20 protein-coding genes and 1 tRNA gene are annotated in these 21,680 nt (G+C 68.3%); 3 read left to right on the forward strand and 18 right to left on the reverse strand.

Features of this window, described 5'->3' with window-relative positions; all coding sequences use genetic code 11:
• Positions 1–663: 663 nt before the first annotated feature.
• Positions 664–757, forward strand: a tRNA-Ser gene (locus tag AB1824_03830).
• A 506-nt stretch (positions 758–1,263) separates the two neighbouring features.
• On the opposite strand, the gene AB1824_03835 is transcribed toward AB1824_03830, so the two are convergent.
• The 17 genes from AB1824_03835 to AB1824_03915 form a co-directional block, all read right to left on the reverse strand.
• The gene (locus AB1824_03835; protein ID MEW5764085.1) at positions 1,264–2,421 is read right to left on the reverse strand and encodes a hypothetical protein; all 1,158 of its coding nucleotides are present in this window, start codon (positions 2,419–2,421) and stop codon (positions 1,264–1,266) included.
• Between the two features lie 727 nt (positions 2,422–3,148).
• On the reverse strand, positions 3,149–3,658 hold the full coding sequence (locus AB1824_03840; GenBank protein MEW5764086.1) for an OmpH family outer membrane protein: 510 nt from the start codon (positions 3,656–3,658) through the stop codon (positions 3,149–3,151).
• A gap of 105 nt (positions 3,659–3,763) precedes the next feature.
• Positions 3,764–4,987 (reverse strand): ABC transporter permease, encoded by a 1,224-nt coding sequence (locus AB1824_03845; protein ID MEW5764087.1) that lies wholly within the window; start codon positions 4,985–4,987, stop codon positions 3,764–3,766.
• Positions 4,988–5,096: 109 nt separating this feature from the next.
• Positions 5,097–6,383, reverse strand: a complete 1,287-nt coding sequence (locus AB1824_03850) for an ABC transporter permease (protein ID MEW5764088.1) — start codon at positions 6,381–6,383, stop codon at positions 5,097–5,099.
• Between the two features lie 12 nt (positions 6,384–6,395).
• Positions 6,396–7,073 carry an ABC transporter ATP-binding protein gene (locus AB1824_03855; protein MEW5764089.1) on the reverse strand — a complete coding sequence of 226 codons (678 nt, stop codon included), beginning with the start codon at positions 7,071–7,073 and terminating at the stop codon, positions 6,396–6,398.
• A 10-nt stretch (positions 7,074–7,083) separates the two neighbouring features.
• The gene (locus AB1824_03860) at positions 7,084–8,166 is read right to left on the reverse strand and encodes an efflux RND transporter periplasmic adaptor subunit (protein MEW5764090.1); all 1,083 of its coding nucleotides are present in this window, start codon (positions 8,164–8,166) and stop codon (positions 7,084–7,086) included.
• On the reverse strand, positions 8,163–9,557 hold the full coding sequence (locus tag AB1824_03865; protein ID MEW5764091.1) for a TolC family protein: 1,395 nt from the start codon (positions 9,555–9,557) through the stop codon (positions 8,163–8,165). The genes AB1824_03860 and AB1824_03865 overlap by 4 nt, the downstream gene beginning before the upstream one ends.
• Positions 9,554–10,006, reverse strand: a complete 453-nt coding sequence (locus AB1824_03870; GenBank protein MEW5764092.1) for a periplasmic heavy metal sensor — start codon at positions 10,004–10,006, stop codon at positions 9,554–9,556. Before AB1824_03870 ends, AB1824_03865 begins: the two co-directional genes overlap by 4 nt.
• The gene (locus AB1824_03875; protein MEW5764093.1) at positions 10,003–10,461 is read right to left on the reverse strand and encodes a hypothetical protein; all 459 of its coding nucleotides are present in this window, start codon (positions 10,459–10,461) and stop codon (positions 10,003–10,005) included. The genes AB1824_03870 and AB1824_03875 overlap by 4 nt, the downstream gene beginning before the upstream one ends.
• A 60-nt stretch (positions 10,462–10,521) precedes the next feature.
• Positions 10,522–11,088, reverse strand: coding sequence for a sigma-70 family RNA polymerase sigma factor (locus AB1824_03880; protein ID MEW5764094.1), 567 nt, complete (start codon positions 11,086–11,088; stop codon positions 10,522–10,524).
• Positions 11,089–11,306: 218 nt separating this feature from the next.
• Positions 11,307–12,092 carry a tol-pal system protein YbgF gene (gene ybgF / locus AB1824_03885; protein MEW5764095.1) on the reverse strand — a complete coding sequence of 262 codons (786 nt, stop codon included), beginning with the start codon at positions 12,090–12,092 and terminating at the stop codon, positions 11,307–11,309.
• 6 nt (positions 12,093–12,098) lie between these two features.
• Positions 12,099–12,656 carry a peptidoglycan-associated lipoprotein Pal gene (pal, locus tag AB1824_03890; GenBank protein MEW5764096.1) on the reverse strand — a complete coding sequence of 186 codons (558 nt, stop codon included), beginning with the start codon at positions 12,654–12,656 and terminating at the stop codon, positions 12,099–12,101.
• 27 nt (positions 12,657–12,683) lie between these two features.
• Positions 12,684–13,214, reverse strand: coding sequence for a GNAT family N-acetyltransferase (locus tag AB1824_03895; protein MEW5764097.1), 531 nt, complete (start codon positions 13,212–13,214; stop codon positions 12,684–12,686).
• Complete coding sequence (locus tag AB1824_03900; protein ID MEW5764098.1) at positions 13,205–14,323, reverse strand: hypothetical protein; 1,119 nt, start codon at positions 14,321–14,323, stop codon at positions 13,205–13,207. Before AB1824_03900 ends, AB1824_03895 begins: the two co-directional genes overlap by 10 nt.
• A 26-nt stretch (positions 14,324–14,349) precedes the next feature.
• A complete protein-coding gene (locus AB1824_03905; protein MEW5764099.1) occupies positions 14,350–15,345 on the reverse strand; it encodes a D-alanine--D-alanine ligase in 996 nt (331 codons plus the stop codon).
• The gene (locus AB1824_03910) at positions 15,323–16,579 is read right to left on the reverse strand and encodes a KamA family radical SAM protein (protein ID MEW5764100.1); all 1,257 of its coding nucleotides are present in this window, start codon (positions 16,577–16,579) and stop codon (positions 15,323–15,325) included. Before AB1824_03910 ends, AB1824_03905 begins: the two co-directional genes overlap by 23 nt.
• 289 nt (positions 16,580–16,868) lie before the next feature.
• Positions 16,869–17,825 (reverse strand): DMT family transporter, encoded by a 957-nt coding sequence (locus tag AB1824_03915; GenBank protein ID MEW5764101.1) that lies wholly within the window; start codon positions 17,823–17,825, stop codon positions 16,869–16,871.
• Between the two features lie 95 nt (positions 17,826–17,920).
• Here AB1824_03915 and thiD point away from each other — a divergent pair, with 95 nt between their 5' ends.
• Together thiD and AB1824_03925 are read left to right on the forward strand one after the other, a co-directional pair.
• Positions 17,921–18,724 (forward strand): bifunctional hydroxymethylpyrimidine kinase/phosphomethylpyrimidine kinase, encoded by an 804-nt coding sequence (gene thiD, locus AB1824_03920; protein MEW5764102.1) that lies wholly within the window; start codon positions 17,921–17,923, stop codon positions 18,722–18,724.
• 123 nt (positions 18,725–18,847) lie between these two features.
• Positions 18,848–19,396 (forward strand): hypothetical protein, encoded by a 549-nt coding sequence (locus AB1824_03925; protein ID MEW5764103.1) that lies wholly within the window; start codon positions 18,848–18,850, stop codon positions 19,394–19,396.
• A gap of 24 nt (positions 19,397–19,420) precedes the next feature.
• Here AB1824_03925 and AB1824_03930 read toward each other — a convergent pair whose 3' ends face one another.
• Positions 19,421–21,601 (reverse strand): DPP IV N-terminal domain-containing protein, encoded by a 2,181-nt coding sequence (locus tag AB1824_03930; GenBank protein ID MEW5764104.1) that lies wholly within the window; start codon positions 21,599–21,601, stop codon positions 19,421–19,423.
• Between the last annotated feature and the right edge of the window lie 79 nt (positions 21,602–21,680).

Here is a 21,680-nt window from a genome sequence, read left to right on the forward strand (position 1 = left end):
AGGACGCACCTAAAGAGAGAAACTCCCCCCGAGATCCACGAAAACGGCCTCGTAAAATCGCCGAGGTTCAACGAAACGGGCTTGCTCTGAAGGTGGTCCCGTCCCAGGCAGAAAAACCTTCTTGAAGAGGACCGCAAGCAACGCAGCTGGCGCCCAAAGGTGGGTCCTGGGGTGGTCCTTGGAGTGTGAAAAAGGGGTAAGGTCTTGGATTGACACATGGTTGTGAGGCACGCATCCCCCGCCTGCTTTTCCGGCGGGGCTTTTGCTTCTTGAACCCGCCACCTTCGGTGTCCTGCCGCACAGCCTGGAGGCGAGGCGGCGGAGTCCTCCAATGGCAAGCCCTCCAACTCGTGCAGCGCGTGCGTTGGGCCAGCATCTTGCCCCGTTGAGGGTGGCCTGGGCCGCGGCGGTGAAGGATTTCACGATGGAGTCTGGGCCGCCCCGGACCGGACCCTGGACCGCACTCGGCTGGGGCAAGAAAAGGAATCCGGTCTCGCATGGCCGCATGGATGAGGCCGCCTGGGCGTAGGGCGCGGAAGAAGGCCTGATCGGGATCATCGGATCCGGGGAATTTTGGACTCCCGCGTGGCTGGTCCCGCGGCCCAGCCCTTCGTTGACGCGAAGGCCGCGTCGCACCTATAATGAAAGCGGCCACCGTTTCGCGGAGAGGTGCTGGAGTGGCCGAACAGGACTGCCTGCTAAGCAGTTGTCCGGGCTCAAACCTGGACCGGGGGTTCGAATCCCCCCCTCTCCGCCAACGGGCTGCTTCGAAGGAATCCCACAAAGGACGTACTTGGGGGGATGAGAAGGGTAGGGACACCCGTGGTTTTCAAGGCGAGGCGTGAACGGCTTCACGCCGAGCCGTAGAAAACGAGGGAGGGACCTTACCCCGGGAACCCTTAGGCGGCCTTGAAACGCAGGGGCCTCTGGCCCCGAGGCTTCTAGGCCGCGTGGGTTCGAATCCCCCCCTCTCCGCCAAGAGACACCCAAGGGGGGCTCTGCCCCCCTTAGGCGCTCGCATCGCTCGCTGAACCCCCCTCGGGTGGTTGGCGCTGCAGCCGAAGTGAATTCGGCTTCGCGCCGTTTCGAGAAGAAGATTCCGCAAAGGACGTCGTTGGCCAGGAGGAAGAGCGAGGGGCCCCACCCCGGGAACCCTCAGGCGGCCTTGAAACGCAGGGGGTTCTTGGCATTCGGCCTTTAGACGGGCCAGGAGAGTGGCGTGCCTCTCGTGAGGCCATCCACTTGGGGCGGAACAGGTCTGCCTCACCCCGCTCCAGCAGGATCTCCTTCGGAACTCGCCTTGTCCCCCTTCGGAAGAGGAGGGGGCGTCCGTTTTGCTTGGGTGGACAAGAGGACGTCCATCCAGCGAACCGTCTTGGACACGGAGTAGGTTGCCCCCCCCTTGAAGCCCTTCGGTGCCCTGGGACCACCGGGTGCTCCTGCCGCGTCCATGCCGCCGCCGGGCATACCTCCCCCCATGCCGCCGCCGGGCATACCTCCCCCCATGCCGCCGCCGGGCATACCTCCCCCCATGCCGCCGCCGGGCATGCCTCCCCCCATGCCGCCGCCGGGCATGCCTCCCCCCGCACTTCCTTGGGCGGGGGTCATGGTCACCACCTCTTCGCGGTCCTGTCGGAGCTCGGGGACCTCAAGGCCGATACTCACTCTTCTGACTTCCCTCTGTTCTCGGTCCGGCCATTCCAAGCACAGTCCAGCCAAGGGAAGGCGGAATTCAAAGCAGAAGTTCGGAGGATCGTACCGGGACGCGGCGCAGAGGTCTTCAGAACCGCATTCCAGTTGCAACGCGGTCCGGCCCTCCTGCGTAACGAGAAGGATTCCCGGGTCCATGACCCTCTTACATATCTCCTGCGGATCGTTCCGACTAACCGTTGCCTGGGTCTCGAAACCTACCGAAGCATGGGGGTCCCCGAGACCTGGCGGCAAAGAGGGAAGCGGGCCCGCACCAAGGCCAGGGCCTGGAGGACGCTTATTGGAAAGCTCGCCTTTGTTGATTGACGCATCCTGGAAGGGATTGTGGTTCAACTCGATTTCGGCCAACAACTCTCTCGAGCCGGAGTACCGGACCTTGAGGTGAGGATCTCGCTGTCCCTTCGAATCGATCCACAGGCTCATCCCCTTGCGTGAGATCAAGTAGGCCGTTTCAACGCTGGAGATGCGAAGGAGAATGTAAAGAGAGGACTGGTCATGGGCGAAACGGATGGTGGCCCAATCACCCGGGAGGTGGTGGTCTTCCACCGTAGTCCAATCCGCCGAGTATCCATCCACGGTGAGGGGGGATGTGACTCGATACCCGACAAGGTCGCTTGCCCGCATGCCGACGGGAGCCAGTGACACCAGGACGAGCGAAAAAAAACTTCTTGGATCGGCAAGACGGTAGATGTTCGGCTTCTTTCTTCCCATTCTCGTCATTCCTCCGGAAGGGCCTTTCCTGACTGGGTGCGGCGCTTCTGGCCCGGGTCGCCGCAGGTTGATGGAGATGGCAGGATTGGGCCAGGCCGCAAGCGCGTGCGCCCTGGTCAGAATGGCGCTCCCATGTGGCAGACCACCGCACAAGTTGCTTGAGAAGACGAGGGCCGATTTCCTGCAGCAACGCATGCCCAGCCTGGAATTGGCATCCATGAGCTGTGGATGTCCCTCATTTCATCTCTCACCGCTTGCATTCACTCCCCTTGCGGACGCTGGGGATCGAGCATTCTAGGTGCCAAGTCGGACGAGATTCGCATCATCCGATGCGAGTCTCCACGAAGGGTTGCAAATGCCGGGCCCTCGTACCGGTTGAGAGTCTGTCCAAGATGGCATTGAGGCATCCGCAGTGACCATCATTTCAGATCGTCGTGCGGGGGGCAGCACGTTTCCTTGTACTTTGACGCCCCCAGGCGCACTCGATGGCCCCGGGAGTTCCTCTCGGAGGCAGTACCTCCCCGCTCACACCTCGGTGCGAAGGCCAGCCTTGAGTGCTCGGTGATTCTCCTCGCAAGGACTGTCTTGTGCCCTGAAGAGGCTGTCAGTCGTGCAAAGCCATCGGAGAAGGAGAGTGGATCCCCCTGAGAAGCGATTGTGTTTCAGCCGCCCGGCCCTTTAATGACCCAAAGGGCGAGCTGGTCGCGGTTCGCCCTGCGCCTGCGACCTACGGATGGCCGCCCTTATGGGTCCGGCCCCAGATCTCGTCCATCTTCCTTGCGACGGAGCCCGTGACATCGAGGTCCTTCTTGGACCAGACAACGCCGTCTTGCTTCCGGAGGGCAAGGTCCCACCCGTTTTCGGAGGCGAGTTCCTCCACGGCACGGCGCAGGACGTCCTCCACCTCCTCAGCGGCCGCCTCGCGGCGGGCTCCCACCTGGGATTCAGCCTCCTGCCTCAGGGCGATCCACTGCCTCTTCATGGCTTCGAGGTCCCCGGGCCGAATGCGCCCGGCTTCTTCCGCCGCCTGGATCTCCCGGGCCATCCCGGACAACTGGTCCTGGACCTTCTCCGACAGCTTCTGAACCTCGGCGAAGGCGGCCTTCGCCGCGGCGGATTCGGAGGCGATGCGCTCCATGTCGAGGACCACCATGCGGGTCGGGCCCGCCTGGCAGGCGAAGAGAGGAACGAGAAGGATCAGGACAAAGGGAAGGAGCCGGACAGGAAGCGTTCTCATGGTGCTCTCCTTTCTGAGTGCGCCGGCGAGTGGGACGCGGCGGGGACGAAACGGGACCGAAGGAAGGCGGGCGCCGTTGGAGGCCGTGAGGGTCCCCCGACGGAGTCAGCCGGCCGCATGGAGGGCCACGGCCGGCTCCAGCCGCGCGGCCTTCAGGGCGGGATAGAGGCCGAAGGCGACTCCCATGGCCACCGACAGCCCGAAGGCGTAGGCGGTGGCGCTCCAGGGCCACAGGAGGGGCCATCGCATGAGGTACACGGTGAGCCAGGTTCCGCCCAGGCCCACAAGGACCCCCGAGAGGCCCCCCATGGCGGCCAGGCTGCCCGCCTCCAGAAGGAACTGCCCCAGGATGTCTCTCCTCCGGCCTCCCAGTGCCCTCCGAAGGCCGATCTCGCGGGTCCTCTCCCGGATGGAAATCAGCATGACGGCGAGAATGCCCACGCCTCCCGTAAAGAGGGAAACGCCGGCCACGCTCCCCACGAGGACCGTGAAGGCCTGGCTGGTGTCCTGCTCGGACCGCATGAGCTGGGCCTGGTCCTGGATCGTGAAGTCGTTCTCCTTGCCCGGCTTGAGGCGGTGGGTCTTCCGGAGCACGGGGACGATCCGGTCCGGGAGGGAGGCCATGGCCTCGGCGCTTTCGGCCTGGATGAGGATGCTCTGGAGGTACGTGACGTGGAAGACGCGAACCATGGCGGTGGAGAGCGGCACGTACACCACGTCGTCCTGGTCGTCCCCGTTGAGGTCCTGGCCCCGCGGGGAGGTGACGCCCACGACCTTGAAGAGGATCTTGTTGATCTCCAGGGACTTGCCCACCGGATCGGCGCCCTCGAAGACGTTGGTGACGACGGTGGGGCCGACCACCGCCACCCGGGCCAGGGACCGCTGTTCCAGGTCGGTGAAGAGGCGACCCCTCGCGGCGGAGACGCCCCGGATCCGGAAGAGGGCCGGCTCGGCCCCCGCCACGTCGGTGCGGGTGCGGATCCCCTTGTACCGGACCACGGCGCTCCTCTGGTACGCCCCCGCGATGCATTCGATACCCGTGAGCCGGCGCGAGAGGGCCTGGACGTCTCTTGGCGTGAGGGTCGTGAACGTGGAGACCTGGCGGGTCCGGCCTCCCACGTTCTGGAAGCGGCCGGCCTGGACCACGAGGAGGTTCGTCCCCATGTTGCGGACTTTCCCGACGACCTCCTCCTCCGCCGCCTTTCCAGCCCCCACCATGATGACGACGGCGGCCACGCCGATGGCGATGCCCGCGCTCGAGAGCACCGTCCGGAGCTTGTGTCCCATCAAGACGTCCCAGGAGATCACGAGCGTGCGGGCCAGATTCATCCAGGGAGCCCTCCGGAGACATTTGGGATTGGGGATGGGGGATTTGGGATGGAGGCAACCCGTCCCGCTTCCCGCCTCGAATCCGAAATCCCAAATCGAAAATCCGAAATCATCTCAGCGCCTCCACGGGGTCGAGCCTCGCGGCCCGTCGAGCCGGCTGGACGCCGAAGACGAGCCCCACGAGGGAGGAGAAGAGAGCCGCGTAGGCGAAGGTCTTCCAGCTCACGGCCATGGGCATCATGGGGAAGAGCTTGGGGATGGCCAGCACGGGAACCAGCCCGAGGAGCACCCCCAGGGCCATTCCGAACAGGCTCACGATCACGGATTCCACCAGGAACTCGGAAAAGACGTCCCGCCTCGACGCGCCCAGGGCCCGCTTGAGGCCGATCTCCGGCACGCGCTCGCTGACGGACAGGAGGAGGATGTTCATGAGGACCACCCCTCCGACGAGGAGGGCCACGAGGGTCAAGGCTCCGCCCACGAGCTGGGTGGTCCGGGCCATGCTGCGGACGCGCTGGGCGATGAAGTCCGGGGTGCGGACCCGGAAATCGTCCTCCTCCTCCTCCCGCACGTGATGGCGCTGTCGAAGGAGCGCCGTCACGCCCTGCACGACGGACGGGACCTCGTACCCCTCGCGGACCTTGAGCCGGATGAACCGGATGGTGTCCACGCGGAATACCCGCCGCATCCCCGTCGAAAGGGGGACCCAGATCCGGTCGTCCATGTCGAAACCCATGGAGTTCGTCCCCCGCGACTGGAGAACGCCCTTCACCGTGAACTGGACCCGGTTCACCAGGATCCGCTGGCCCACCGGGTCCTCGTCCCCGAAAAGGTTCCGGGCCACGGTGGTCCCCAGCACGCAGCGTCTCGCCAGGGTCCTTTCGTCGTCCTCGTCAAGGGGCTCTCCGGCGGAGACGTACCAATCGAAGGTCTGACAGTAGGCCGGGTCGGCGGCGGTGACGTCGGTCTGCGCCTCCGCCTCTCCGGCCTTGATGGGGACATCCCGCTGGAAGAGCCCCGCGCAGATCACGGCCTCCTCGGAGAACCGGTCACGGACCGCGGCGGCGTCCTCGAGGCGGAGGGTGGAGGAGGAGGCGGACCTCCCCGGAGGGCCCATCATCCTCCCGCCGCCGGCGAAGACCATGATGGAGCGCGGACCAAAGGTGGACATGATCTCCGAGATCCTCCGCTCGACCCCGGCGCTCAGGCCCACGACGGCCGTGAGGAGCATGATGCCGACGGCGGTGCCCAGGAGCATGAGGAAGGCCTTGCCCTTCTGCGCCCAGAGGGCGCCCGCGGCGTGGCGGGCCAGCCGGAAAAGGCGGAAGGAGGAGCGGGCCGGGCGGACGCGGGCCGGTGTCAGCGAAAGGCCCCGGGCGGTCTCGGTGTGATTCATGGGGCGGTCTCCTCAGGCCGGCCTGACGTCGCTGGCCACGCGTCCGTCCTTGAGGGTGATCACCCGCGAAGCGTGGGCGGCCACTTCGGGCTCGTGCGTCACCATCACGATGGTCCGCCCCTCCTTGTGGATCCGGTCGAAGATGGCGAGGATCTCCTGGGTCGCCACCGAGTCCAGGTTCCCCGTGGGTTCGTCCGCCAGGATGAGGGCGGGCTCATTGATGAGGGCCCGGGCGATGGCCACGCGCTGCTGCTGGCCGCCGGACAGGGCGTTGGGTTTGAACCCCACCCGGTCTTCCAGGCCCACGCGCTTGAGGAGTCCCAGGGCGCGTTCGCGGGCGTCCGGAGGGTAGGGCTCGGTGTACAGAAGGGGAAGGAGCACGTTCTGGAGGACGCTGACCCTCGGCAGGAGATGGAACAGCTGGAAAACGAAGCCGATCCGGCGGTTTCGGATGGCGGACAGGGCGTCGTCGTCGAGGGTGGTCAGGTCCTGCCCCGCGAAGCGGTAGGTGCCCGCCGAGGGGCGGTCCAGGAGGCCGAGGATGTTCATGAGCGTGCTCTTGCCGGTCCCCGAGGGTCCCATGAGGGCCACGAACTCCCCCTCCTCGATGGTCAGGTCGATGCCATGGAGCACGGGAGTCTCGAGGCCGCCCGTGAGGTAGGTCTTAGCGACTCCGCCCAGTTCGATCATGGCCACCGCCTCACAGGCCGCCGGTGTCGTTGGCTCGGGCGGCTCCCGGCACGAAGACCTTGTCCCCCTCGGAGAGCCCGGCCTTGATCTGGACGAACTCGCCCGACTCCCGACCGAGGGTCACGGGGCGGGCCGAGAGGCCCTTCCCTTCCGGGACCTGGACATAGGCCTTTCCGCCCTCGTGCTTGACCGCTCGAACGGGGACCACCAAGGCCCCTTTGGTGGTGTCCAGCGTGATCGAGACGGAGGCGGTCATCTGGGGCCTCAGGAGACCCTCGAAGGCGTCCTGAATACCGAGGATGACGGCGTAGTTGACGACGTTGTCCTGGATGACGGCCTGGGGGTAGATGGCTTCCACCACCGCCTGGAAGGTCTTGTCCGGAAACGCGTCCACGGTGAAGGTGGCGGCCTGTCCGACCTTGACCCGGCCGATGTCCACCTCGTCCACGTAGGCGTCCACCTCCAGACGGCTCAGGTCGATGACCGTGACGAAGGTCGGCGCGCTCAGGCTCGCGGCCACCGTCTCGCCCTCCTGGGTGGACACGGATCCGACGATGCCGTCGATGGGCGACGTGACGGTGGCGTAGGAGAGCTGGACCTCGGCATAGGCGAGTTGGGCCTTCGCGTTGTCCGCCTCGGCGCGGGCCTGCTCGTAGGCCCGCCGCGCCGCGTCCACGCTGTCCTGGGAGACGTAGCCCTTGGGGAGGAGTTCCTTCGTCCGGTCGTAATTGGACTTGGCGTAATCCGCCGTGGCCAGCGCCGAGGCCAGCGCGGCCTTCGCCTTGTCCACGTTGGCCTGAAGATCGCGCTGCTCCAGGATCGCGAGGGTCTGCCCCCGGGTGACGCGGTCTCCCACCTGCACGTAGAGGCGTTCGAGCCGCCCCGAAACGCGGGGTCCCACCTTGACCTGGGCCCCCACCCTGGGGGTGACGGTCCCCGTGGCGATGACCTGTGCGGGCAGGTCCATGATTTTGACGGGGACCAGGTTTCCGGCGGGGGGCTTTCCGCCTCCGGCTTTCTTGCAGGCGCCCTGAAGGACACCGGCGAGGACTAGGGCGAGGACGAGCGAGTTCCGAAGGGTCTTGGGGCTCATGGCGTGGGGTCCCCCTTGGCTGGGTCGGCCTGGTCGGATGAACGTGACAGCGAAAGCGCGGTGGAAGGCACGGTGATTCCCTCCAGTAGATCGATCCCCGTGGCGCGGCTCCATTGCAGATCGGAGAGGAGCGCCTGGAGGCGCGCCCTCACCAGGCGCAGCTTGGCGCTCTGCAGGGAGGTCGTGGCGTCCACCAGGTCGAGCATGGACCCGAGTCCTTCCCGGTACCGTCCCTCGGCCACCCGCGCGCTCTCCTCCGCGCTCAAGAGGTAGGCCTCGGCGGCCGCCACCGCCTGAAGGGATTCATCGAGGCCTATGCGCGCCGTGTACGCGGCCTTTTCCGCGGCGAGGAGGGCGCTCCGGGTTTCCTCCCGGGCGCCTTCGTACCCGGCCCGTGCTCCCGCCACGCTCCAGGACTTGGAGAAGCCCGTGAAGAGAGGAATCCGGATCGAGAGGCCCACGCTCCAGGTGTCCCGGTCGGGCCAGCGGCCCGCGTCCAGGCGGCCCACCGACCCGTCGGCCGTGACCGTGGGCCGGGTGGAGAACTTCGCGGCCTTCCAGGTGAGCCAGGAGGCCTCCTCCTCCGCCCTGGCGGCCTTTACCTCGGGGATGGCCGAGAGGGCCCGCTCCCGCCCCTCGATCCAGTCCGGAAGGGAGGGCAAGGTCCCTTCCCGGGGGACGCCCGCGATCTCGACGGGCGCATCCGCCGGAAATCCCATCAGGATGGCCAGGGCGGACCGTCCTCGGGATACGTCGCCGGCGGCCTGGACCACGCCCAGTCGGGCGTCCGCTTCGGCGGTGGCGGCCCGGAGCACGTCGGCCCGCGGCGCGAGGCCCACGGATTCTCTGGCCCGGGCCATTTCCAGGTGGACCGTGCTCTGGGACAGGATCTCCCGGGCCACTTCGAGGTCCCACAGGTAGCCCTGGAGAGTGTAGTAGGCCGTGGCCACCTCCATCGCCAGGTCCTGGACGGTGGCCTTGAACCTCCAGTCGGCGGCCTGGTACGCGGCGGCGGCTCCCTGGACCTCCGTCTTTCGCTGGCCGCCGTCCAGGAGCGTGACCTGGGTGGAAAGCGCGCCGCTGGAACTGGTGGCGGCGGACGAACGGCCCGAGGCGCCGGCCTCGGCTTCGGCGTAGGATCGGGACAACCCGCCGGAGGCCGTGAGGGTGGGCCAGTAGGAGGCCCGGCTCTGTCCGATGCGGGCCATGGAGGCTCGCCCGGCGTGAAGCATGGCCCCGACGTCCGGGTTGTGGCCGACCGCGATCTGGATGCACTCGCGCAGAGTGAGCGGAGGGCCGGAGGGACCCGCCGAGGGCTCCTCTCCTTCCGCTCCGATGCGAAGCGCCGTGGTCAGGAGAAGGCAGGTCAAGAGAAGGTGGCGGTGCCTCACGGTCGTTTCTCCTTCGGGGGATGGGGGAACATGCCCACCGAGTCGGGCATGTGGTCGCGCAGGGCCGCGAAGAACCGCTTGCGCTGCTCCGGATTGAGAAGCTTCTTCTGCTCGAGGAGGTGTTCCGTGACGGTCTGGAACAGGCGATCCGTCAGGTCTTGCAGTCGGGCCCGATGGAGGGAGAGGGCCTCCGGCGTGCAGTCGTCGGAGGCCAGCAGGACGAGCATCTTCTCGCGCTCCGCCCGCAACTCCGCCCTCAGGGCGTCCATTCGGGAGCGGAAGCCCTCGAAGTTTTCGTCCCATCGGGCCTGGACGGCCGGGGAGAGGCCCAGGTCGGGCGGGGACATGTGGCGATGATGCCGCGCACCCCTCTGCATCAAAGCGACGAGCAGCCCCGCGTTGAGGGCGAGAGAGGCCAGAAGCCCGAGCGTGAGCCACCGGTGTCTCATGGTCCGCTCCTTCCGTCGGAAACGGTCTCCACCCCTGGACGCAGGCCCGAATAGGCCCTCTCCAGGGACCCGAAAGGCTCGTCGGCGAGGGCTTGCCCGTAGGCGGTCATCATGGCCCCCGAGGGCGCGGAGGAGGATTCGGCGGCGGCCCACGCCCTCCCGAGGACATATCCCAGGCCGAGGGCCGCCAGAGCCAGGGCCGCCGCGGCGACCCACCGCAGGCTTTCCCGGTAGGTCCGGCGCGGAGGGAGGCGCCGGAGGACGGCGGGAGCCAGGTCCGGGATCTCTCCGGGCGGATCGCCACGGCCGAGAAGATCCATCAGGGCCGCCTGCCGCCGGAACTCGCGGGCACAGTCGGGACAGGAAGTCAGGTGCTCCGCCAGGGCCGGCCCTGGATCGCGGGTTTCACGGAGGTCCATCCGGTCGATCGCTTTCAAGGCTTTAGCACACCGCACGGGGCCTCCTCCAACAGGCATAACGGTCGAGGGCCACAAATCCTTCGGTCGGGAAGCGCGTCAGTCCAGGATGTCCGCCAGGCTCTCTCGGAGTGAACGCCGGGCCCGGGAGAGGAGAGATTCGGCGGCCTTGACTCCGACATCGAGAAGGCGGGCCGTCTCCGCAACGGGGAGCCCCTCCAGGTGGAAGAGGACGACGGCCATCCTCTGGGCGGGCGGGAGGCCGGCCAAGGCCTTCTGCAGGGCCACCTGGCGCTCGGCGGCCAGCAAGCCCGCCTCCGAATCCGAGGTCCCCTGGATGGCCCCGGGATCGACGATGGGGACCAGGGCGGGTCGGCGACGCCGGTCCAGGCAGAGGTTCACGGTGATGGTCCGCAAGTACGCGGGCAAGGGCTTCTCGGGACGGTAGCGCGCCGCCGCTTGCCATAGCCGCAGAAAGACGTCCTGGGCCACGTCTTCGGCTTCGCTCCCGTCGCCGAGGTACCTCCGCGCGATGGAGTAGACGCCCGACTGATGCCGCCGGACAAGGATCCCGAGGGCGTCGCGGTCCCCCACGGCCGCGCGGGCCATGAGTTCCTCGTCGGTGAACGTGTCGTGAAGGTCCAGGGCTCCTCCTGCCGGATTCATGCTCCCGCCCGGGGCGCCCGCCCAGGATACGACGCCACCGTCCCGGCCGCGCAAGGGGGCGTCGGGCGAGGGAGGGCCGGCCGAAGAGACGAAACCCGGCGAGCCCTCTTGGAGACCGCCGGGGAGGCCGAGGGGTTTAGACCGCTCCTCCGGTCCCGGTGGAGCGGGCCGAGGTGCGCGTGGGCCGCCGCGGATCGTCGCGGTACGGAGGGGCGCGGCTAGGGCGACTGGAGGCGGGCCAGGCGCTCCCGGGCGATGGCGGCCTCATCCGAATCCGGGGCGGACTGGATGAGAAGTCGGAGAGCGGTCATCCCCTGGGCCGTCTCCTCGAGCGCGAGGTGGGAGAATCCGAGCTTGAGCCGGGCCGCGAGGGCCTTCGGGCTCTTCGGGTAGCGGTCGAGCACCGTTCGGAAGGCCTCCTTGGCTTCGACGAAGGATTTCTTGCTGTAGAGGCACTCCCCGATCCAGTACTGCGCGTTACCCGCGCGGCCCTCCTCCGGGAAGGCCTGGAGGAAACGGCGGAACTCGTCCAGCGCGAGGTCGTATTTCCCCTGGAGGTAGTCCGCGTAGGCCTGGGCGTACAGGTCGGGGGAGACCGGCTCCGCCGGAGAGGGCGCGGGTGGGGAGGCGGCCCCCGACGGGGCCTCGCCTTGGGGATTGTCCAAGATCGTCGGCGGGGCCGAGGCCGGCGGAGCGGCCGCGAGTTCCTGGCGGCTCTGAAGGGCGGATACCTGCTCCTGGATCTGCTCCAGGCGCCGCTTCATCTCCTCCAGATCGGAGCGGATGTCGGCCGTTTGGGACGCGCGCCCCAGGGCCTCCACACGGGTGGCAAGGTCCTGGAGGGCTTTCTGAAGGAGCGGCAGTTGGGACTCCACCTGCTGGAGGCGGGCGCCCAGGGCGGCCACCTGCTGGTCCAGCCTTTGAATGTCCTCGCGGGTCCCGCCGGAGGCGGAAACCGCCGCGAAGACCGCCGCGGCGGCCAGGGTTTGCCGGAGGATGCCCATGGACGCCTACTTCACGTCGATGAGTAGGAACTCATCCCGGCGGTTCTGCTGCCAGCAGGCCTCGTCGTGGCTCTGGCAGGCGGGACGGGACTTGCCGTAGGAAACGGTCTGGATCCGGTCCGCCGGGACGCCGAGGCCCACGAGGTACTCCTTGGCGGAATTCGCTCTCCGCTCGCCCAGGGCGAGGTTGTACGCCTCCGTGTTCCGCTCGTCGCAGTGCCCCTCGACCGATACGCGGAACTGTGGATGGGCCAGGAGCCAGGCGGCGTTCTCCTTCAGAATGGGTCTCGCGTCGGCGCGGATCTCCCACTTGTCGGTGTCGAAGTGGATGCGGCCCAGAACACCCTGGCGGTTGAAGGCCTCGGCGCTGCTCTCCACGTCGAGGGAGGGTGTGGCGGGCGCCTCCGGTGTCCAGGTGCTGGGAGGGGGGGCCGGCGGGACGGTCGTTCCCGGGCCGGGGCCCGCGGAGGCGGCCTCCTTCGTGGCGCAGCCCGTCAGAAAAGCGACCAGCAGCAGAAGCAGCGCCAGGAGTGCGGTCCGTCGGAAGGCCTTTTGCGCGCTCATATCAACCTCCATTCAGTTGAAGGCATTCTACCGGCCTCCAGGGGTCCCGGGCAAGGGGGAGGCGTCGGTGTCACCGGGCCCGGCAAGGTGCCGCACGAAAACGACCTTGTCGTCCCCGGGCGCGTAGAACTCCCTCAGCCGGGCCTCCTCCCGGTAGCCCATCCGGAGGTAGAAGTCCCGGGCGGGTGCGTACCGGGGAAGGGACGAGGTCTCGATCACGCACAACCGGGCGCCCCTCGCGGCCATGTCCGCCTCGGCGTGGGAGAGGAGGAGGCGGCCGACGCCCCGCCGCTGATGGGCGGGGGAGGCGGCGATCCAGTACAGGTCGAAGGTCCCCAGTGTGCAGGGGGTGGGGCCCCAGCAGGCGTACCCCGCCACCTCGTCGCCGGCGGCGGCGACGGCGAATCGGTAATCGGGATGGTCGGGCCGTTCCAGAGCGGCGTCCACGAGCTCCAAGGCCACGGCCACCTCGTCCTCCCGAAACACCCCCGCGGAGCGGAGCAGGGTGGCGATCGGGGAACGGTCCCCGGGCTGGAGGGCCCTCAGCTTCAGGTCCACGGCTCGTTCACCTCGGCGGCTCCGAGCACCCGATGAGTCAGTTCGGAGTAGTCCCACCCGTGCGCCTTGGCCTGCTTGGCCAGCCCGGCGGAAGGGGAGAAGTCGGGGTTCGGGTTCACCTCGAGGATCTGGAGGTTTCCCTCCCGGTCTTCCCGGAAATCCACCCGAGCGTAGCTCCGGCACCCAAGGGCCAAGTAGGCCTCGCGGGCGAGCGCCCGGACGCGCTGGATCAGCTCCGGCTCCACCGGGGCCGGGCAGACCGTCGGCGTGGCGCGATAGGCCTCGCTCCCCTCCGCCCACTTGGCGTCGAAGGTCAGGACCTTCGGGTGGGAGGCGGGCATCTCCTCGTAATTCACGAGCGATGGGGGGAGGGCCACGATGCCGTCGGGCGTCTCCACCACGGAGCAGTTCAGTTCCCGCCCCGGCAGGAAGGGCTCCGCCAGGACGCCCGCCGGGAAACGCTCCAGGAGGACGCGCACCCTCTTCTGGAGGTCCTCCGGGTTCTGCACGAGGTTCTCGGCCTGGATGCCGTGGCTCGCGTCCTCGGCGGCGGGTTTGAGGAAGGCGGGGAAGCCGAAAGGGGGAGTCTCCGCGGCTTCGCTGGAGCGTTCGTACACGCGGAAGGGCGCGGTGGGAAGACCGGCCGCCTGGAGAAAGCGCTTGGCGATGGCCTTGTACAGGCCGAGGTGAAGGGAGAGGGGCGGGCACCCCGTGGAGCGGAGCCTCAAGGTCCTCAGGTGGATGGCGAGGGCCACCTCGCTGGGGGGGTCGTCGGCGAACCCTTCGAAGAGGTTGAAGACGGTGGAGCCCTTGGGGAGGGATTCCAAAGCGCGGGCCGCCCCGGAGAGGGGCGGTACGAGGGGAATCCTCTCCGCGGGCCGGCCCCCCTCCTCCAGGGCTCGGCAGACACCCTCGACGGTTTCGAGGACGGCCCGTTCGGCGATCCCTCCGTCCAGATCGCTGTCGAAATCGTTGTACAGCACGAAGACGGGCTTCCTCCGGAGGGTGAAGATCCGGAGTTGCTCCCCCTCCCACTCGGCGGCCGAGGGTTTCGGGGCCGTTTGGGGCCCCGGGGGCGAGAGGGACCGATCCTGGGGAGACTGGGTCATGACGGCGCTCCCACGTGAAGGAGGGGTCAGGCCAGGCCGCAGCGCTGGAGCGCCGCGCTCAGAATGGCCTCCATCAGTTGCGGGTAAGGCATGCCCATCCCCCGCGCGAGGATGGGGAGGTCCCCGTAGGTCGGGGAAAGCCCGGGGAGGGGGTTGATCTCCAAGAAAACGGGGCGCCCGTCCCGCATCCGGAAATCCACGCGGGCCGCGTCCCGGCACTCCAGGGCCTGGAAGGCGAGAACCGCATCGCCGTACAGTCGGTCAAGGGCCGGCCCATCCAGGGGAGGCGGAACGTCGTACGCCACCCGGTTCCTCCAGTCCCGCTTCACCTCGACGGAATACACGAAGTCCGGATGAGGGCCCGCCTTGGGCCGGATGCGCATGGCCCCGATGGCGCGGGGCGGATCGTTGCCCACGACCCCCACGGTGTATTCGTCCCCCGAGACGAACTCCTCGAGTAGGACGGGCTGCCCGTAGGCGCGGAGGGTGGCCTCCACGTGGCGGCGGGCCTCCTGAGGGCTCCGAACCACCGAGGCGTCGCGGATTCCCTTGGAGGATCCCTCGTAGGCCGGCTTGGCGATGCAAGGGAAGCGGAGCCCGTCCACCCGGTCCAGGTCCGCCGCCCGGCGCACCACGAGGTCCGCCGGGACGGCCACCCCCGAGAAGGCCACCAGCCGTTTGGTGAGGGCCTTGTCGAGGCTGAGGGCCAGCGTGAGGGGGTCGGACAGGGCATAGGGGATGCCCAGCATCTCGAGAACGGAGGGGACCTGGGCTTCGCGGCTGCGAAGGGTCCCTTGACCTTCGGCGATGTTGAAGACGAAATCCAGGCGCTCGGTGAGGGCCTTTTCGAGGAAGGACCGGCCCCCCCCGAGGGGCACGACCTCGTGGCCGAGGGATTCGATGGCCGCGCCGATGGCGCCCACGGTTTCGGGCGGGTCGAACTCCTCGTAGAGGTCGTCGGGCTGCCCTTCCGCCGGTTCGCAGGCCGGCGGCTTCAGATCAAACGTCAGCCCGATTCGCATGGACGGCCGTCCGGTCCCGCTTCACCAGGCGCGGCTTGCGGGGCTTGTCGGTTTCCTCGAAGGGGAGGGCGGGCGCCCGGCGCGGCCTGCGGGGGGGCGGAGGCGCTGGGTTTCGGTAATGGAAGATCCGCCCCTCGTAATTGCGCAGGACCAGGGTGTCCTCCGTGGAATAGAGGTGGTAGGTGGGGCCGAGGGGAATCTTCCCGCCGCCCTCCGTATCCACCACGAAGGTGGGCACCGCGAAGCCCGAGGTGTGGCCCCGCATCTTTTCCAGGATCTCGACGCCCGTCCAGACGGAGGTGCGCAGGTGCTCGGCCCCCCGCACCGGGTCGCACTGGAACAGATAGTAGGGCCGCACACCGATGCGCAGAAGCCCATGGCACAGCCGGAGCATCGTGTCGGCGCTGTCGTTGACGCCTCGGAGCAGGACGCTCTGGTTGTTCATGGGGACACCCGCTCGCTGAATGCGCCGGCAGGCTTCGGCGGACTCGGGCGTGATCTCGTTGGGATGGTTGAAGTGGGTGTGGACCCAGAGAGGGAGGTGGCGGGAGAGGAGGTCCGTCAGCTCCTCCGTGATCCGCTGGGGCAGAACCACGGGATACCGCGTCCCGATCCGGATGATCTCCACGTGCGGGATCTTGCGGAGCTCGGAGAGGCAGTAATCGAGCACCGAAAGGGGAAGGGAGAGCGGGTCCCCGCCGGAAAAGATCACGTCCCGGATCTGGGGCGTTTCCCGGATGTACCCGATCATGCGGTCGAGCTGGCTGCGGTTCTTGGGCTTCTCGCCGTCGTCCCATTCGCGCCTGCGCGTGCAGTGGCGGCAGTACATGGGGCACATGTTGGTGGCGATGAAGAGGGCGCGGTCCGGATACTTGTGGACGAGACCGTCCACGGTCATGTGGTTGTCCTCGGCCAGGGGATCCACGAGTCCCGGGTGCTGGGGCAGAAACTCGGAGGGCGAGGGCACGGCCTGCCGCCGGATGGGATCGTCCGGATCCTGCGGGTCGATGAGGCTGAGGTAGTAGGGAGGAATCCCAAGGTGCAGGCGAGGCCCCAGGAGCTTGAGCTGCTTGTACTCGGCGGCGGTCAGGGGCAGGAGCCGGGATAGGACGTCCAGGTCGCGGACGCGGTTCCTGTACTGCCACCGCCAATCGTTCCATTCGGCGTCGGTCGCCTCGGGAAAGAACTGGGCCCGGCCGCCCGCTCCTCGCGCGGGCGCCTCATTCGCGAGCATGGTCTCCTCCCCGCGGGAATGCGTTCCCGCGAAAGAGCGCCGCGCAGAGCCCAGGAATCCGGCCAAGCAAAGAAAAAGCCTCGCCTGGAATAGGCGAGGACGGCACCGCCGGCGAGGGGCCGAAAGCCCCTCGGTGCCTGTGCGCACGCAGGCTCCTGACTTGTCCCTCTTCCATTCTCAGACGGAAGACTTTCGTCTCCCGACCTCCTCCTCTGGACCAGCCGCCGTTCACGACACCGCGCCGCGCACGTTACGACTTACGGGAAATATAGACCCTTACGGTTCGATGTCAAGAGGTTGCGGTGAGAAGGAGAACCCCCGCGATGGAGGCCGCCGTTCCGAGAACGGCGCGGAGCGAAATCCGCTCGTGGAACACGACGCGGACGATGGGGAGGATGAGAATGGGAACCAGGGCCATCAGGGCCGAGGCCACCCCGACCTTCGCGTGGGCCACGGCCACGAGGGAGAGCCACACGCCGAGGAAGGGTCCGGTGACGGCCCCCGCCGCCGTGAGCGCCATGGCCCGGCCGTCCCGGAAGATGTCGGACACGGAGCCGCGGGACTTGAGGAGAGGAGTGACCGTCCAGAGGCCGGCCGCGGCCACCACCATGCGGATCAGGGTCCCCGAGAGGGCGGGCATGCCGGAGCGCAAGCCCTCCTTCGCGAGGACCACGCCGAGGGCCTGGCACAGCGCGCCGCCGAGGGCGAAGGCCACGCCCACTCCGAGCCGTGACCCGTCCGGCCCGTCCTCCGGGCGTTTCCCCTCGAGGATGACCCACGCGATTCCCGCCACCGTGAGGAGGATGCCCGCGGCCTCCCGGAGCAAGAGCCGCTCTCCGAGGAGTAGGAGGGCGAGGAGGGAAGAGAAGATGGGCCAGGCGGCCATCACGAGCATGGCCCGCCGGGGGCCCAGGTCGAGCAGCGCCCGGAAGAGGAAGCTGTCCCCGAGGCTCAGGCCGACGAGACCGGAAAGGCCCAGCCAGACCCAGGCCGCCACCGGCGCGTCGAACGGAAGGAGGGCTCCGGTCTGGAGGACGTGCGTCGCGCCCAGGAGGACGACCGCCATGAGGAGGCGCGTGCGGTTCACGGCCATGGCGCCGGCCCGCTGGCCGGCCAGGGTGAAGAAGACCGCCGTGAAGGCCCACAGGAGGGCCGTGGCCAGGGCCGCGGCCTCGCCGATTCCTGGAACGTGGAGAATGAGAGAGCCTCCTTCCGGGCTGAACCGCGCACGATCCAAGGCCAGCATACGCTTCACGGCTCCGCCCGTGAAGCCGGGTCTTCCATGATCCGCCTGGGTTGCCGCGTCGCCTTCGCGGTAGGATGGTGCGGGAGGATGAAGCCATGCCGCTCCGTCGCGCGCTTACGGTGGCCGGTTCCGACTGCTCCGGTGGGGCCGGGATTCAGGCGGACCTGAAGACGTTTCACACCTTCGGGGTGTACGGGATGAGCGCCGTGACCGCCGTGGTGGCCGAGAATACGTTGGGGGTCCAGGGATGGCGGGCCCTCGACCCGGACTTCGTGGTCCAGCAGATCGCCTCGTGTCTGGACGACGTCGGCGTCGACGCGGTCAAGACGGGAATGCTGGTGGATGCCCCGACGATTCGCGCCGTGGCCGCCCTTCTCAGAGACCGCCGCATTGGGAACCTCGTGGTGGACCCCGTGATGAGGGCCAAGAGCGGCGATCCGCTCATCGACCCCGAGGCGGTGAGCACTCTCGTGGAGGAGATCTTCCCCCTGGCCCGCGTCGTCACGCCCAACGTTCCGGAGGCGGAGGTCCTCGCCGGATTTCCCCTCCGGGGGCTCGACGACTTCCGAAGGGCGGCGGAGGTGATCCGGGCGGCCGGACCCGAGGTCGTCGTCCTCAAGGGGGGCCACAGCCCCGTGAACCCCGGCGGGATTGCGCGCGATTTCGTGTGGGACGGCCGGGTGTGGGAGACCCTCGAGGGCGGCCGGAGCGGGGACCGAAACACCCACGGCACCGGATGCACCTTCTCCGCGGCCGCCGCCGCCGGACTGGCCCTGGGGCTCGACGTCCTTCCCGCCCTTCGCCGGGCCAAGGCCTTCATCACCGAGGCGATACGCACGGCGCCCGGGTTGGGCGGGGGCCACGGACCCGTGAACCACTGGGCCTCCTTCTCGGAGTGACCCGGGGGCCCGCGCCGGGAAACATCCTTACGAGAGCTCCCGCGGCGAAGACGACGCGCACCGCGGCCCTTCGCGGCGGGGCGGGATTGGGTCCGCCCCAGGGGCGGAGAAGGAGGTCTTCCCATGGCACGCAGAGGCTGGGTCTTGCTGGTCGCGGCCCTTCTCGGCACGGCCGCGTCCGCCCAGAACACGGGGCGCCGGATCACGTACGCGGTGGATCCCGCCACGACCGCGCCGGCGGCCACGGTCATCCACAACGGGGAAGGGATCACCGTGGTCATCTTTCGGGCGGCGGAGCTGGACGAGGGCGGCACCTTCGTCTTCCGCGCCGACATGACGGCCCGCGGGAGGAACGTGTCCTTCCCCTTCGACGCCGAAATGGACGATCGCTCCAGGGGCAACGCCCTGGTGGAGAGTTTCGACCCCGAGGTGGTGACCTTCGTGGACGGGGCCACCCCCGCCTCGACCCTGGTGACCGTCACCCTCCCGCCCGGCTCCTACGGGCCCAAAAAGAAGTTCGTCACGAAGGTCAAGGCGGAGCCCCTGCGCGGAAGCCGGGTGGGTGAGGGAACGGGGATCAAGGTCGTGATCCGGGAAGGGACCGCCTCGTCGGCCGACGCCGAGGGGGCGCTCCTGGAGGAGATCCTGGAGGCTCTCTCTCCCGAGCCCTGACCGGAGGGCGAAAGGCCCGACCCGTCAGCGGGGAGGAACGGGGGCCAGGGCCTCCTCGAAGAACGCCAGCATGCGCTCGAAAAGATCGCGGCGGTGCGTCCTCTCCCGGATTCCGTGGTTCTGACCCGGGTAGTACGCCGTCTCGAAGGGCCGTCCTTCCTTCAGGAGGGCCTCGGCCATCCGGACACTGTTCTGGAAATGGACGTTGTCGTCGGAAAGGCCGTGCATCATGAGAAGGCGGCCCGAGAGGGCGGCCGCGGCGTAGACGGGTGAGCTCTCCCGGTATCCCTCGGGGTTCTCCGCCGGAAGCCCCAAATAGCGTTCCGTATAGCACGAGTCGTAGGCCGCCCAGTCGGAGACCGGGGCCACGGCGACTCCCGCGCGGAAGGTGCCGGAGGGTGCGTGGGTCAGGGCGTAGAGGGTCATGAAGCCGCCGTAGCTCCACCCCCAGATCCCGATGCGCTCCGGGTCGACGAAGGGCAAGGACCGCAAGTAGGCGACGCCCGCGAGCTGGTCCTCGAGTTCAATCCGCCCCAGGCTCCCCGCGACGGCGGCTTCGAAGGCCGCGCCCCGCCGCCAGGAACCCCGGTTGTCCAGGGAGAAGACCACGAAACCGCGCTGGGCGAAAAGATGGCCGATGGCTTCCCAGCGCGCGACCCATCGATCTTGAACCATCTGGGCGTGCGGTCCCCCGTACACGTCCACGATGGCGGGATACCGTTTCGCGGGGTCGAAGTCCCGGGGCCGGGACAGCCGGCCGTGGAGCGTGGTCCCGTCGAGGGCCTTGAGGAGGATCGGTTCGGGCGTGACGAACCCGAATTCCGCCAGCGCGGGCTCTGCGTTTTCGTACAGCACCGTCGCGCTCCCTCCGCGCGTCGGCACCAAGTCGGCCCTCGGGGGGACCCCCCGGCGGGAGTGGAGGTCGAGGAACCAGGCGCCGTCGGGGGAAACCTCGGCCTCGTGCCAACCCTTACCGTCCGTGAGGAGGAGGGGAGGGGAGCCGGAGAGGTCCGTCCGGTAGACCTGGCGGCCCGTGGGATCTTCCCGGTTTCCGGAGAAGTACAGGTGCCCCCGCGCCTCGTCCACGGCCAGGAGGTCGTCCACCACCCAATTTCCCCGTGTGATTTGCACGAGGTCCCCTCCGTCCAGCCGCCCGAGGTACAGATGGGCGAAGCCGTCGCGCTCGCTCATCCAGAGGAAGCGCTTTCCGTCGGAGAGAAAGCGCGGGGGGCCGATGAAGTTGATCCACGAGGCGGAGGTCTCCTCCAGCACGGTGCGGGGAGAAGCGCCCGACAGGTCCGAAAGGAGGAGGCGGAGACGCTTCTGCCTCCGGTCCAGAAGGACGAAGGTCAGGGCGGAGCCGTCCGGGCTCCACGCCGCGCGGGGAAGGTACCCGTCGCCCGAATCGGCGCCGGCCACCTCCGTGGAGACGCCCGAGGCAACCTCCGCCACCCGCAGGCGGACCCGGGGGTTGGCATCGCCGGGGCGGGGATAGAACTGGGGCTCCACCTGGGGATGGATGGACCGGGCGTCCACCATGGGGAACGTGGGGACCTCCGCCTCGTCGAAGACCCAGTAAGCAATCCGGCGTCCGTCGGGAGACCAGAGGATGCCGCTCTCGAAGTCCAGTTCCTCCCCGTACAGCCAGTCCCCCCGTCCCACGAGGACCTTCTCGGAGGGAGACGGGGCCAGGTTTCGCGGAGGGCCTCCGGCGAGGTCCACCACCCAGAGGCCGCGGCGGTTGGCATAGGCCACGAGGGAGCCGTCGGGGGACCACTCCGGATTCTCCGCCTCCTCGGCTTCGGGCAGGAGCCGGCGCAGGGTCCCCGTGGCCAGGTTCAGGACCCACCACCCCTTCGCCTCCACCAATGCGTGAGCGCCCGAAGGAGAAAGGTCAAATGACATGAGTTTCTTGTCGGAGCCCGTGGCGGCCAGGAAGGCCTCTTGCGACAAGACCTTTCTGCGCGAGAGGGTGGTCGGATCGAGGCCCACGAGGTCCCCTTCCGCTCCCGATGGATCGGGCTCGAGAAAGTAGAGCCGGTCCCCCTTTGGGCTCCATGCGGCCTCTCTCGGGACCTGGGCGGCGAAACGGTCGGGCGTCACCGCCTCCTCCACGGAAAGGTCCCTGAAGTCGGCGAGGGGACCCCGGGCCCACAGAACCAGCGTGAGGACGGCCAGCGCGGCTCTTCTCGACGTGCTCGTCACGCATCACCTCCCAAGGGGAGCATTGTAGCCCGGCTCGTCCCCGCCTGGCGTGGTATCCTCGGAGCGTCGCGAAGGGAGG

This window comes from Acidobacteriota bacterium, assembly GCA_040752915.1.
In the GTDB taxonomy this organism is placed as follows: domain Bacteria; phylum Acidobacteriota; class UBA4820; order UBA4820; family DSQY01; genus JBFLVU01.

What these genes read in the sequence shown, in the direction of transcription:
- AB1824_03835 (MEW5764085.1), bottom strand. Translation starts at nt 2,421, where the DNA reads ATGGGAAGAAAGAAGCCGAACATCTACCGTCTTGCCGATCCAAGAAGT.
- AB1824_03880 (MEW5764094.1), bottom strand. Translation starts at nt 11,088, where the DNA reads ATGAATCCGGCAGGAGGAGCCCTGGACCTTCACGACACGTTCACCGAC.
- AB1824_03900 (MEW5764098.1), bottom strand. Translation starts at nt 14,323, where the DNA reads ATGACCCAGTCTCCCCAGGATCGGTCCCTCTCGCCCCCGGGGCCCCAA.
- AB1824_03850 (MEW5764088.1), bottom strand. Translation starts at nt 6,383, where the DNA reads ATGAATCACACCGAGACCGCCCGGGGCCTTTCGCTGACACCGGCCCGC.
- AB1824_03870 (MEW5764092.1), bottom strand. Translation starts at nt 10,006, where the DNA reads ATGAGACACCGGTGGCTCACGCTCGGGCTTCTGGCCTCTCTCGCCCTC.
- AB1824_03925 (MEW5764103.1), top strand. Translation starts at nt 18,848, where the DNA reads ATGGCACGCAGAGGCTGGGTCTTGCTGGTCGCGGCCCTTCTCGGCACG.
- AB1824_03840 (MEW5764086.1), bottom strand. Translation starts at nt 3,658, where the DNA reads ATGAGAACGCTTCCTGTCCGGCTCCTTCCCTTTGTCCTGATCCTTCTC.
- AB1824_03855 (MEW5764089.1), bottom strand. Translation starts at nt 7,073, where the DNA reads ATGATCGAACTGGGCGGAGTCGCTAAGACCTACCTCACGGGCGGCCTC.
- AB1824_03905 (MEW5764099.1), bottom strand. Translation starts at nt 15,345, where the DNA reads ATGCGAATCGGGCTGACGTTTGATCTGAAGCCGCCGGCCTGCGAACCG.
- AB1824_03915 (MEW5764101.1), bottom strand. Translation starts at nt 17,825, where the DNA reads ATGCTGGCCTTGGATCGTGCGCGGTTCAGCCCGGAAGGAGGCTCTCTC.
- thiD (MEW5764102.1), top strand. Translation starts at nt 17,921, where the DNA reads ATGCCGCTCCGTCGCGCGCTTACGGTGGCCGGTTCCGACTGCTCCGGT.
- AB1824_03845 (MEW5764087.1), bottom strand. Translation starts at nt 4,987, where the DNA reads ATGAATCTGGCCCGCACGCTCGTGATCTCCTGGGACGTCTTGATGGGA.
- AB1824_03910 (MEW5764100.1), bottom strand. Translation starts at nt 16,579, where the DNA reads ATGCTCGCGAATGAGGCGCCCGCGCGAGGAGCGGGCGGCCGGGCCCAG.
- AB1824_03860 (MEW5764090.1), bottom strand. Translation starts at nt 8,166, where the DNA reads ATGAGCCCCAAGACCCTTCGGAACTCGCTCGTCCTCGCCCTAGTCCTC.
- ybgF (MEW5764095.1), bottom strand. Translation starts at nt 12,092, where the DNA reads ATGGGCATCCTCCGGCAAACCCTGGCCGCCGCGGCGGTCTTCGCGGCG.
- pal (MEW5764096.1), bottom strand. Translation starts at nt 12,656, where the DNA reads ATGAGCGCGCAAAAGGCCTTCCGACGGACCGCACTCCTGGCGCTGCTT.